Genomic DNA, 14239 nt, shown 5'->3' on the forward strand with positions numbered 1-14239 from the left:
GCATCATACTCTCCCGTCTTTGGATCCAAATGATACAACTCACAGTTGTTGCTGTACCTTACCTCAACTCCATTCTCATAAACGGTTTCATTCCAAAATGACATAATTTTATCCTCCTTAAAATATACTTTTTAGGTTACCGGCCGGCTCCCATGACATACCCAGTAATGTTACTGCCTATGTTTCGATCTGTGCCAAAGATCATCATCAGATGGGAATTTCAAGTCTGTAATTTTTTATTTGCTGAATCATTTTCCCTTGCATATTCGTTATACTATATTTGAAATCAACATTGGCTGATAATAAGTTGAATAAAAGTTGAATTTTTGAACCTTGTACTCATACACAATCTTCACCGAATCAAACACATCCATTCCAGCTATATGTATAGCAATGCTATATCTCATGTGTTATAATATTTGCGTAATTTATTATCTGAATTGCTTTGGAGGTTTTAAAATGTATCTTTGTATCGGTGTTTTGCTCACTCTTATGTCCCAAAAATATTATGGCAAAAGAAACTATGCATATCGGAAAACTGTTTGCGCTAAGACCTTTCAAGAATTTGTTGCCAAAAGAGATTTTGAAGACAGGGGAACAGTTAGTCATCTGTTAAATTGTGACTGTGTTGTTTTGAAAGAAGCTAGAGAGGAATGCCTAGATACAAACGAAGATATACTTATTGACAAACTTGAAAAAACATCTATTGAATTACAGAAAAGTATACTTGATAAAAATCAAATACAGGATTTTGTTTCCTCCGTAATTTATATAATAGAACACGACAGATCGATATCATCAGATATAACCATCGGTTTAACTCAAACTGTTAACATGTATTCTGGATATAAAAGAGAAGAATTACTTACTACTGACTGTATAGACTTAACTGAATTTCTGATTAATATCCTATTTTACGTATTCACAACAGGTGATAATCGTCTAGGAAAGGAAACCATCACTTTCTTAAATACAAGCGTTAACCTCAAATCAGAAATAGCCCAAAGACACATTAAAGTAATTCCATATGAAATGCGATCGCTCGATAAAAGTGATAAGCTAAATGATTGTATATGCCCAAATACTATTTTTCCCCACAAACTTACAGACTATACTGTTGTAGGTGCATCTACAAACACCATACTTTATAGAGAAGCAGAAAATTATAAACTTCCTAAAGAATTAACTAATTCTATGATAATCCATAGCACATCACAAAAGGTGCTTTTCCGTGAAAAGGAATTTAATAATATAACTTATGATCTACGAAGCAATCAAGTTTCTAATATTTTTCTTCACGGAATGGGTGGTTGCGGAAAAACAAGTCTTGCAAGTATGATATATTTTCATTTGAAAGATCAATACGACTGCTATGGATGGATTAACTACTCCGGCAATATTAAGCAAAGTATGATATCTGATATTTCCATCAATTATAGCGATGAAACAATGATTGAAAATGATGCAACGAAAAAATGGGAGACTTTAAAAAAAGCATTCAAAAACAGCTCTCAATCAAAATTGCTTGTGATAGATAATGTCGATAACATTGACAGCATTAATCAACACCCAAGACAAGACAAAGAACTTATAAGAATGTCTTCTTGGAATAATATAACAATTATTATTACATCCAGATTACCAGAATTACCTGGATATGAAACATCATATGAAATAGAAAACCTAGGAAATGCAACTGATGACAAAAAATGTATAGAATTGTTTTATCATTACTCTCCGGAATCAGAAAAATATCGTTCATCCAATGAAGAAACTGTTAGGACATTATGTGCTCTTGCAGGATATAACACAATGGTTATAGAGTTACTTGCCAAAGGCTGCTATCATTCTTCTCACGACCTAAACAAATACTATCAACGTATAAAGAATAACTTCAGTTATGCAGACGATACATTAGTAGAAACTAATCACGACTATACGATTTTAAAAACCGATAAGTCTGACGATGAATATTATGACATAGGAAATGAGACTGTCGCAAGTCAGCTATATAAGCTCTTTAATATTAAGACAAGGAGTCCTCTTCAACAGTTAATATTATGGGATTTTCATTGTCTCCGAGAAAATGAAAGAGTATTCACTCAAGAAGTAACTGATTGGATGGGGTTTAATCTGAAGGACATAACACCACTTGTAAGAGAAGGCTGGATAAAACAGACAAATGATTATTTCTTTATTCATCCCCTGGTGAATCAGGCAATTTCCTGCTCAAAAGAAACAAATTCCACATATTGGGACATAAAGCAAGAAATGATCAGAGAAGGAAAATGCTTAGGTGGAATTATCTCTTCAATCACCGATAATTCATTTTTTAATGAATCTGATAGTTTTGAGACATCATTGAGGAAACTTGTTTTTGTTGATTGTCTGTCTTATAAAGGTGATATATTATCTGCAAATGACTGGATCAATATTGCCGATTTTGCCAGGAAACGCGGAAATATCAATTTGGGTAAATACTATTATAAAAAAGCTCATGATTATTTTTCATCAGTTTCATCCAAGAATGATATCGATATGAAACAGTACTGGAAATGTACATATTATTATGGCTATATGCTTTCATACACAAAGTCTGGCTATAAAGATGCCGAACTCACACTTAAGGAATCACTTGAATTGGCAGAGCAGATTATAGAAGAGGAAGGAAACACTGATAGCAATATTCTCATGTTAGCTACCAGCCTAGACCATTTAGGGTATATATTAAGCAATTCCCTTAATAATGACATATTAAGAATCACTTTGGCTGATATCTATCTTAATGAAGCTGTAAATTATCGTGAAATTCTGTGTTCAGCACATCCTGAACACTATCGATTATTACACGATTATGCATGGAGCCTTGATAACCTTGGCGCATTTTATACGAACATTGATGTTTCAAAAGTTATATTTTCAAAAAATACCAACCCAAATGATATAACTTATCTAACTATGGATGAAATATTAGAAAATAAAAGGCAAACAGAGAAACTCCTCAAGACAGCATTGGATATACGGATATCTCTCGCAAATGCCAGAGGAAATATAGATTCTACTGAGGTAGCATGGACATATTTTAATTTAGCAGAACTGATATATACAAATCTAAACGAAAAGCCTACCTCTAACATTATGGGAATTAATCATTATCTAGATACTGCAATGAGACAATCAAAAATCCAAAATGCAGAAATGTATATAAATAACGCTATAGTAATTTACCAGCGACTTGACCAACGATTCCCTGGACAGCATATGAGTTCAGAGGCTCGCACAACGGCTTTATATGGCAAACTACTGATGTTATGCCCAGAACGTCATGCTGAAGCATTAGAACAATTTGACAAGGCCTTGACATTATATATTACTTTGGATAATGATAATCCTGGTATGTATAAACAGGAAATACACACCTTGCATATTCTTTACCACTTATAGTTTTCATGTATACAGGTGGCAAAAACGTAAATACTCCATAGTAAGAAATTGAACATTCTATGGAGCATTTACGAGTTCTTTCCTAGAACTTTTTGGAAAACAGATGTTCTTGTTGTATAGTGTAAATATCAAAAAAATTTTAATCTTCTTGGGACCACTAGAATCTTAAGGTCTTCCTTCAATATTCCTTCTCTTAGAACTTCAAATCAAATTCAGGCAATTCTTCTTCTTCCACAATGCCAACATCAACACTAAATTCATGCAAGAACTGATATAACGTATCCACCACCGATTCTACATTATTTTTATCTCTAAACATCTCATATAAATATTCAACGCCTCCACAGGCATAAGAATTAAATATCTGCATATTTTTCTTATATACTTCCGGATTTTCAACAGGATCGTCTCTAAAAGCTCTATTCTTGTAATCATCAAGAGTAAATCCTTCCTCTTCCTTTAAAAGCATTATTGTTCTATATATATGTCTTAGATCAATCTTCCTTTTACTCAATTCATTTGTAAAAATTGAGGCAGATTGTACCTTATCTCCTTCATCCTTAGATTCTGTTCTATTGTTTAAATAACCGACGATTGCCCCGATTACATATACTTCTCTGAATGTCTGAAATACACCTACTTCATCTTTTAGAAAACGAGCATATGTAGCATATTTTCCATTAAATTCAACTTCATTTCCAAATAAACCATTATTACCTTTTTCAGAAATACCAGCCATACTACACCTCCACTATTTTCACTTCTGTTTCACTTATTTTTTGTAGCTCATATATTCTTGCAACATGTCCATCAAGCCCTTCCTTTGCATAATTCCAGTCTTTCTCCATAACCGCAAAAATAAGCTGACTAGTAGCAGATGCAAGCTGACGTGCAATATTTTTAGTATGTGTTGAATCTGCATGGGAAAAAGCCGCATCCAAAACAAGAGGATACTGTTCTCCTAACATTTCTCCATTATCACCATCTTCTCTCTCTTTCATTACTTCGTATGCAGTTTTAACCAATGCTCCAACGTACGAAAAATATTTAATTACTCTTAATCCGCCAGTGATATCAACATCCTTGCCATTGAATGTAAGGTTTATATTATATTTTTCATCAATCGAAATATCTCTATGTCCAGTGTACATGTTATCAAATAGTTCTTTTATATGTTTATTCAATTTATCTCTAACTTGCTGTTCTTTCTGTTCGTAATTGTCCTGAACCCAATTATAAATTGCCTCTGCATATTTATAATAAACTTGATATTCCCTCACTTCCTTATTTTTATTCTTGTACATATTGAAATTATTTGTTGCCGTTTCAATTGCCGATCCCAAACTTCCCTTTTCAGAATTCTTTCTTTGTAATTCTTCTCTAAGAGACCTCAATCTTCCTTTATATATAGTTAGATTTTTCTCCGCCTCATTTGTATCAAACTCGCCAATTTCTCTTATCTTGATTAATATTTCTTTGTCTTCTCTTTCAAGTTCATCTATTCTAGTTCTGCAATTTAAAATCTCCGAGTACAAATCTTCCATCTTAGAAACATACTGTTTATTTTTTTCGGAATATTCAGCAATTTTATCCTGCATATCGCTCACTAATACACCTATAGACCTAGGGGGAACATATTCAATGTATTTTTCTACACTCTTATATGCCGCAGAACCTTCTTTTAAATCTGTTCCGCAAAGGCATTCTCCTCTATGCAATAACTCCCGGATTGCCTTTGCTTCAATACCTTTTATCCCCTTATCATTAACATCTAACTCCACTAGCTTATCTGCTGTTTTACCCAAAAGAGGTGTCAAAAACAATGCCAATGATTCTTCACTAAAACATCTTAAAAATGATTTGTTCTTTTTCCGTTCATTTTCCTCTGCAGATTTTATCTCTCTTGCAATCTGGTCACGGCGTCTCTGTAACTCTTTTGACGGCGCGGCTTCTCTAAGCACTTGATTAATCTCCTCAATTTTATCTTCATATTCTACAATTTCATTATTAATTTCTGTAATACGCTTTAGTACATTGCCAATTTTTTTCTCTGCTGCAACTTTTTCAGCAAATGCTTTTTTTGCAGCATCCCCACTTGCATCCTTCTGTTTTTCCCAATAATATCCCATAACGCTTGCGGCAGTTGGTGAATCCTGAGTTTGAGGGCCATGAAGGTGTTTTCTCATATTATCAAAAGCCTCCAGTCCAATTAATATTTTTACCGCACCGCTAAGATCCTTTTTTGATATTTCATTATCTTTTTCACCCTCAAAAAAGAAAAATGAAGATAAATCATATGGTAAAATAGATTTAATAGCAACATTTATATCACTTTGCATTTTACCAACTGTTTTCTGTTCATTATTTTCTATATATGTCAAATTTGCGATACTATCTTCTGCTTTCAACACGCCATTATTTTGCATGAAAAATCGCTGAGTACGTTTCATCGTATATATTTTACCATCATCTTCAAATTCAATCTGAACATACGCCTTTCCTTGTTCCCCCGGTCGCATATCATTTTCAACATTCTCATTTAATATTTTAGGCTTATTAAATTTACTCACTCCGTAAAAACACCAAATGAACGATAATACGAAAGTGGATTTTCCGTGTGTGTTATCCCCCAAGATAACTGTTACATTTTCCTTTTCATTTGAAGCAGAAAACTCTATTCTCTGTTTTCCAAGAAAAGGGCGGAAATTAAAATATTCAATCGATTTTAATAACATTTTTTTACCTCCCCCTCTATAATAGACTTTATAAGATCTTTCATTTCACGCTCACCATATTTAGCTGTTTTCGTGTTTGATCGCTCTGCAGTATATATCCTGATTATCATACGTTTCAAGCGCTCCTCGTCCACTTCTATTTTTTCATATTCGATCAGTTCATTATCCTCTGTAATAAAATCATTCATTCGCTCTCCTCCTTAAATGCACGCTTATTAATGCGATATGTTTCTTGTATTTTTGCTATTAGAAAATCTGATTTTGTTGGATTACTTGATGTATTAGCAAAATCCATCATTCTCTCAAATTCACGATACACAAGATTTAAATCTCTCTTTCTCTCTTCTTCATCAAGATATTTTACATCCTCTAGTTTTCTTGGAAGAGTAACAAAATCATAAATTTCTGCATATTCCTTCCCTTCAGCCTTCCTTAATACCCTTCCTCTTCTTTGTATATATTCTTTTGGATTACTGCTACTAGCCAAAATAAATGCTCTATTTATCGCCGGAATATTTACACCTTCATCCAAACATTTTATTGCAGTTATAACCTGCAACGATTCATCAACAAACATTTTTTTTATTTCTATCCTTCTTTCAGGATCTTCAGACGAAGTGAATTTACACACTTTCATTCCCAATTGAGTATACAGTCTTCTGTTTACTTCATCAATTTGCCTAACCTGATCATCATCATCCATATCTGTTCTATCGTAGCTTGTTGCGCCACAATAAACTAGCATGTGATAGTCTTCCTTATAAGGTTCAATAACTTCTATCAGTTTATCAATCTTTGATTTACAACCAGCGATTATTCTAGCTCTCCTTATCAGCAATTTTTCAACATAGTCACTCGTTTCGCCTGTTTCTGCAATTCCACCACATCTAATTATTTTTCGCGTCAATTCATTGTAATCTTCTAACTCTTCAGGATCCAAATACACCAGGCACGGATAATAATAATACGGTGTTAAAAAGCCACCATCAATTGCATCTTTCAAAGAAAAGTTAATACAGTCATTTCCAAAATACTGCCTTAAAGCGAGAGTTCCATTCTCATCTCTGTGTCTCTCCAAGGTTGCCGATAATGCAAGGCGATATCTTGCCGTTTTAGGTAGACATTTTCTTGTGTTTTCTGCCCCTAAATTATGAGCCTCATCTGCCACAAAGCAATAATTTTTTCTAAACCCCTTTATTAAATTTTGAAAATCATCAGAAATAAATGTTGAATTCGTCGTAATAATGCAAAAATTTTTTCTAATTCCTCTATTATAAGCTAAAATTGCGTTTTTAAACTCAGATCTCCATCTATTTCCTTGATAACCATATGCTATTATTGGTTTTACATTAAATAACTCAATGTCCTCTACCCATTGTTCAACAAGATGAATATACGGAGCAACTATTACAACAGCAATCTGCTCTTTCATTAGCTGCGATAACTTGGTCAAGCTTCCTAACGCCGTAAATGTTTTTCCAGTTCCCGTTGCCATATCATAAATTCCACAACATCCATTCTTTATCCATGCATCCATTGCATCTTTCTGATAATCATAATATTCAACACCTGAAGGTGTCCTAAAAAAAGTAAGTTCATCTTCGTATATATTTCCCTGATCCTCTGGTTCTTTATATTCAGAATATACTACAGTATCTTTCTTATACCTACTTATAAATTCATCTGTTACCTGTTCAAACTGATAAACCTTTATTCCTGGCTCTGTATCTGCCCACATAGAATCAAATGCCAAATCTTTTTTTATTACACGATCTAAATCCCCAGTCCAACTTTTAAATACATCTATGGTTTCATAGTTAGCAACAAATGCATTGATTGATTCATTCATTGAACCAGAAAAAGCAATTCTATTTCCTTCCGAATCAGAAATAATCCCCATCTTCTCATGATACATTCCTAGCATAGCATTACTCAATGTAACTGCAATCTTTATATCGAGAATTCCATCAGCAATAAGATTAGCCAAATAATTTAATTGCTTTTCTTGATATTGATTTTGTGGTTCAGTCATCTCTCTGTAAAGAGCACATTCAATTACTTTTTCTCTTGCCCTATATCCTTCCCTTATTGACTCAATATCCTCTGATGATAACTTGGGTGATGCAATTAATTGAATACACGGTTTTCCATGAGAACTGCTATTTTTCACTAGCTCACTTATTCCTTTAGATATCTCAACAAGAGAAGAGGATGAAAAGAAGCCAACAGCTCTTTTATAATGACAAGCTTCTTGCAGAATGGGTATGTAAAATTCTTTAGCTACATTATCTATAAGCGATCTATATTCAATTTTTACTTCAACATCTTGCAAACTCATTTATACCATCTCCTCAAGCGCCTCACACAACGCATCAATATCATCAAATGAATTGTATTTTCCCAAGCCAATTCTCACAGTTCCGCTATATTCTAAATCCCCAATAATACCATGAATATATGGTGCGCAATGGAAACCTGTTCTGACTGCAATTCCAAATTCATCATCCAATATTTTTCCAATCTCATCAGCTGATAACCCACTATTTTTTAAATTAAACGAAACAATTCCTATATGACTACTCGTATTAGGCAAGTATAACCTCACACCTGAAGTATCCTTTAACTTTTTTACCAAGTATTCTGTAAGTTCTTTTTCTTTTTTATTATTTTCATTAACATCCAGTCCATCTAGAGCTGCATTAAGTCCAGCGATAGCAACTATATTACTGCTTGCAGATTCATAACGATTTGGACTTTTCTTTGGCATAAGCAAATTTAACGAATCACTCCCTGTACCACCAACTATAATTTGCTTCAATTCAATGTAACTGTTATCAATGAACCCCCCTATTCCAAATGGTCCATATAATGTCTTATGTCCTGCAAATGCAATAAAATCAATATTATCACAATCCTGTTCCACTAATCCAAGCGATTGCGCTGAATCTAATACTGTTATAGCTTGAATTGTTTTTGCAGCACGAAATATATCTTTAGTTGGTAAAATATAACCAGTCACATTGCTTATGCCCGTACAGCAAACACATTTAGGTTTATCTTGAATAAACATATCTTCCAACAACGGAACATTTATTTCATAATTATCATGTAACGGCATTAACTTTACTTCAATCTGATAATCGTTCCTTATTTTTTCAAGAGTCCTAGCTACAGCATTATGTTCATATGGCGATATGTACGCCACATCTCCCTTTTGCCAATCAATTCCCTGAAGAATCATGTTTAAGGCAATAGTAATTGATGGAGTGAACACAACATTTGCAGATGAAGGTGCATTAACTAAATCTAGCAATTGTCTTTTTGTTTTATCTATAATTTTGTTTGCCTCACTAGCGAGCTTATATGCTCCTCTTCCGGCATTAACAGCACATGTCCTATTTACATTATCCATAGCATCATAAACTTGCTTTGGCTTCGGAAATGTTGTCGCTGCGTTATCTAAATAAATACTATCTTCCACTACCATCACCTCTTCTCATTTTTCATCCTTCAATATACGTTCTACCTCGTCAAGTAAAACAGCAATCAGATCATTTTTTCCTAATCCTTCAAAATCTTCTATTGTTCCTGCTAAAACCTCTCTAAACATTTCAGTTTCGTCACTTTCAATAATTTCATAATAAAACTGTTGCCCACTTCTACTTGTGTATACCGCTTTACTATCAGATTTATCTATTGTTTCATCCTTTATTTTCTCAATTTTGTCTTTTAATCCTTCTAGTTTCATAACATATTGAGAAAGAGACGAATCATTCCAATAATCAATATGTACACCAGAGACTGATTTTACAATATCATCTATCACACCCAAATCACTTGTTATCGCCGTGTCTTTTATATTTATTAACTTTGATATAGCTTTCATAAATGTAGCAATAGAATGATCATCTATTGTTCCCTTTGCCATGTCACTTTGATTTTCATACCATTCCGAAAAAATATGAATTAGACTATCCTGCGATTGTTTAAATACCTTCTTTGTTTCTTCAATGGTGCATTCCACAATCCACTTATAGTAACCTTGTAATTTATCTTTATAATTTTCTAATCGCTCTAGGCACTGCGTTAAATTTCCTTCAGTTCTAAGCACCTTTGGTATTTGTTCAAATAATGCTTCATACGGGTTCACCTCATATCTTTGAAGAATATTTCCCATTTTCACTAATGTTCTTTTATAATATGAATCTTCAAAATAATCAGGATTACTTTTTACATTTGTTGTTATTTGCGGCAATGCCCTATACCATTTCTGCATTGAATTAAATATCTGAGCAATACGAGATTCATTACTGTTAATATCAATAGCCACATTAAACATGTCAATCAAACTATCAAGATATGCTTCTCTTTCTGCATCACTTTCAGATACATACAATTCGTACTGTTCCGGAGAATCACACATATTTATTACAGTGTCCGTTGTTAACGGTATCTCCTTATCTCCATAGTAGACTACAACATCTGAAGTTTTTTTACCAAGAACATATGCAAAATAGATTGGCAACAACCCCAAGCGTAAACCGTATGGTTCCTTTGTAAGTACGCTAATAACCTCTGATACTTTATTCCTACGCCCCGTACATTCAGAAATATATGTATCAAATATGTCAATAACATTACTTATCCTTTCCTCTGGAGTTTCCTTGTACAAACCGTTTCTTACAAATAAAGCTCTGAAAATTGTCGAATCTTGACTTGTTCCAGTCATGTAATCATTAACAGATTCATTTTTCAATAATCGCTCCATTATGTTTTTTCTGGCTGTTTTAGTTGCCCCTGTAGTAATATTTTGTTTATTAACAAATTCATTATTAATTACTGGAGTAGCATTGAATATCTTATAACACAGTTCATCTATGCATTCAGTTATATTTCCCGAAGAACTTACTACAACTTCTCCATCATAATAATATGCAACATCATACTCTCCAAATCTGCCATAGCTTGATACCAAATAATCGCTTATCTTATTTTCAAGACTCTCACGGAGTCCATTTATCTCTGGTATAAGCCGACTATTCTTTTCAATAAATCGATAGTCCTCTACTATGTCTATCAGCACTTGGAGTTTCAGTACATCATCTTCTATCTCAAATATTTTGTGAGCATACATTACAACTATCTTGTAGCTTCTAAACTCAAGTAATTTTTTTTGAATTTCCTTACTATAATTTTTTTCATCATTTTGAAATAAGCATATTATTCGTCCATCACAAAATGTTGTATTTTCAAAAAATACGTCTGGGTTTTTAAGTGCCAAAAAAGATCTTACATCACAAAAAGAATATCTGTAAAACCTTGTCATTCCAAATTCATAGTTATATTTCTTAGGAAATACATATTTATTAGGATATATATCCTGTAATACATCTTTTATTCCATTCTCATTAGTAACAAGACGCCACCTCTCCTGTATTACACTTTCTAATTCTTTTCCCTCTATTGTCTTAAACTTATAAAAATTATTTCCATCTATTTCTACAACTCCAATTGATTCTAATCTATCAATAGCATCTGAGAATTTTTCCTTTGCATCTTTGGAATAGTTCAAATTTACTGCAAGTCGTAGCATATCCTCATTCCAAGGAAGTTCTTGACTATTATCTGCTATCATCATTACAGCTAAAGTCTTAATAATTCTATTTAAAATTACATTATCTGAATAAATTTTTGTAATCTCCAGTGCTGCAACTGCTTTCTGGTAAATAGATTTTATATCATCCGCCTCATCCTTGAATAAATTAATAAAGTAATCGAAAATAGTATCTGGCATTATTGACCATATTGAACTCGCTAAACCGTTTTTTGAGCAACTTGACCTAACATACTCAGGCATGCTCCCTGGCTCGTCTTTTGAAATAAATGTAAACAATGTTCTCTCGTTCTGGGCAACTTTCTCACTAATGCTTAACAATAAGTACGCTGCTGTTGGCGTAAGCGGATAACATCCTTTTACTACGATTTTTTCAAAATCTTCTCTTGTAAACTCTGCCTCATAACCAGGAACAGCATAGTTATCACTTATTGTGTTTTCAGAGAAATACATCTTGCTTACATTGGAAGGCAATTTCTCTACTTCAAATCCGTCTTTTATTATGGCATTTTCAATTAACTCATAATTATTTTTAGCAGATGTCTTAAACATAACTTCCGCGTCAATTCTTCCCTCAATTCCGATAAATGAATTGATCGTTTCCTGACTTAATCTAGTGCCATATTCTTTAATTGGCTTATGAGCAACTAAAGTAATATATATCTGTGGATCTTTCGAGTCACTAGCCATCTCACATACATCCTGAACTAATTTCATATTAAGTCCAGAAGAAATTTTATCCTGACCTTCTATAAATTTGCTAAACTCATCAAATACAATGTATATTCCGCGATATCCGTATTCTTCTCTAAGCTTGTCCGCCACACTCATATATACCCTTGTTACATCAGCTTCTGCTAGCGGATTGAAAACACTCCCTGATGTAAGTTGAGGATACATCTCCTTAAAAATGAGTAAATAATCACGATTATACTGCATTAATTCCGCTTTCATGGCATTAAGGCTAATTTTTTTTGTTTTTAACAATTTGTGATACTCATCATATGTATCAGGGAATTTTGCTTTCCAATTATTTATCGCTTCTACGGCATACTGATAATCTGTTTTCGGCGTTAATTCACTTAACCCTTCTCGTTTTAATGCCTTATTCAATCCAAGCAAAAATGCCTGATTCACATCATCTTGGCAATTGATAATAACTGGCATAAAACGACCAATATTATCATTTGTAATTTTGACAATGTATTCTGCAGCGTCCTCATCTATTCTGCGGATTTTCACCAAAAGCTCATCTAAAATTTCTTTTTCTTCTTCAACTGATACGTTTAAAGAGAGTATTGCCAAAAGGACTAATAATAAATGAGATTTGCCCTTTCCATATGGTCCTATTAGCATAGATGAATGCATTTGATTATTAACTACTGCCTTTAAATATCTCTTCAAAATATCTACTGAGGATTTAGTTGGAATGTAACTTTGTAATTTTTCTTTATGATTTAGATTCAAATCCAAATTAATAGCATTTCTAAATCCCGGATTAAAACCTACAAATTCGCTCAATCCTAAATACTTCTTCATCTCATAATCCTACCTTTGCGCATAATATTCTTTAATTACATCTAATGGCTTTGGTATCCCTATATCATAAATAACATCCAACCCAGCTGTCCTATCAACTGTTATAAATCCTAAATTCTGCAATCTATTAAGGAACTGATTAACCGCAATCTTTGAAAGATTATATATATTCCCCAGACTATACATTCCTGTTGCTACTCTATCAATACTAATGCTCCGTTTTTCTCCAATTACTCTTTTGCCATTATATTCATATTCAAACAAGTTGCTAAGTTCAAATAAAACAACCTCATCCGGTAAAGTCCGTAAATCCGGTTGAACTTTTGAATAAACCTCTCCATTAAAACTAATTAGTCCTAACTCAGTCAATGGGCTAACTATCTTATCTTCTGGATCATCATTTACTTTCGTTCTACAGTATGTATTTAGTAATACTGCAACATCGCTCTCAATTGACTTCTCTGGTATTTCAAATTCTTTCCACTTTCGAACAAAAATGGTTGTTAATTGTTCTTTTCCAACAGTTTGGATTTTATCATCATTAAAAAAATCGTGAAATAATGATGCTCTGTCATAATTTTTCACAAGATTCGAATGCATAATCCAAATTGTAAATAAATCTTCCAAATATCTATCGTATTTATACACCAATTCACCAAATTCTGATAAAAAACAACCTTTTGATAGTTTTGCTTCATCTACAAAACCAAACGATTGCACCCAATATCTTAATGCTGTAACCATATTGCTTCCAATCCCAAATATATCAGTAGCATCGGATGCAGTGAATACTCTTTCATTTCCTGATTTTGCCATTTCTGACAATGCTTTATTTATCCATCCATCTCGTAACACAAAGGTTCCATGGCCTTTTACACGAGGTTTTTTCACCATTTCTTTACTCATA

General features: G+C 33.1%; 8 protein-coding genes. 1 reads left to right on the forward strand and 7 read right to left on the reverse strand.

The genetic code is table 11. From position 1 onward, the window contains the following. Positions 1–459 precede the first annotated feature (459 nt). Complete coding sequence (locus ABUA31_RS03080; protein ID WP_055223852.1) at positions 460–3444, forward strand: NB-ARC domain-containing protein; 2985 nt, start codon at positions 460–462, stop codon at positions 3442–3444. A 193-nt stretch (positions 3445–3637) separates the two neighbouring features. On the opposite strand, the gene ABUA31_RS03085 is transcribed toward ABUA31_RS03080, so the two are convergent. From ABUA31_RS03085 to ABUA31_RS03115, 7 genes are read right to left on the reverse strand one after another with little or no spacing between them, the layout of a single operon-like run. Continuing rightward, positions 3638–4183: a DNA phosphorothioation-associated 4-like protein gene (locus ABUA31_RS03085; RefSeq protein ID WP_349818497.1), complete on the reverse strand. Its 546-nt coding sequence runs from the start codon at positions 4181–4183 to the stop codon at positions 3638–3640. Between the two features lies 1 nt (position 4184). Further along, positions 4185–6179 carry an AAA family ATPase gene (locus ABUA31_RS03090; protein WP_055223848.1) on the reverse strand — a complete coding sequence of 665 codons (1995 nt, stop codon included), beginning with the start codon at positions 6177–6179 and terminating at the stop codon, positions 4185–4187. Further along, a complete protein-coding gene (locus ABUA31_RS03095; protein ID WP_055223846.1) occupies positions 6170–6367 on the reverse strand; it encodes a hypothetical protein in 198 nt (65 codons plus the stop codon). The genes ABUA31_RS03090 and ABUA31_RS03095 overlap by 10 nt, the downstream gene beginning before the upstream one ends. Next, positions 6364–8517, reverse strand: coding sequence for a DEAD/DEAH box helicase family protein (locus tag ABUA31_RS03100; RefSeq protein ID WP_349818496.1), 2154 nt, complete (start codon positions 8515–8517; stop codon positions 6364–6366). Before ABUA31_RS03100 ends, ABUA31_RS03095 begins: the two co-directional genes overlap by 4 nt. Beyond that, on the reverse strand, positions 8518–9660 hold the full coding sequence (locus ABUA31_RS03105; RefSeq protein WP_349818495.1) for an aminotransferase class V-fold PLP-dependent enzyme: 1143 nt from the start codon (positions 9658–9660) through the stop codon (positions 8518–8520). Between the two features lie 15 nt (positions 9661–9675). Beyond that, positions 9676–13332, reverse strand: a complete 3657-nt coding sequence (locus ABUA31_RS03110) for a DUF6079 family protein (protein ID WP_349818494.1) — start codon at positions 13330–13332, stop codon at positions 9676–9678. A 9-nt stretch (positions 13333–13341) separates the two neighbouring features. Then, positions 13342–14238, reverse strand: coding sequence for a DUF4007 family protein (locus tag ABUA31_RS03115; RefSeq protein ID WP_349818493.1), 897 nt, complete (start codon positions 14236–14238; stop codon positions 13342–13344). Position 14239 lies beyond the last annotated feature (1 nt).

It is taken from the genome of Coprococcus sp. RTP31081st1_H1_RTP31081_211007, from assembly GCF_040227275.1.
In the GTDB taxonomy this organism is placed as follows: domain Bacteria; phylum Bacillota; class Clostridia; order Lachnospirales; family Lachnospiraceae; genus Coprococcus; species Coprococcus aceti.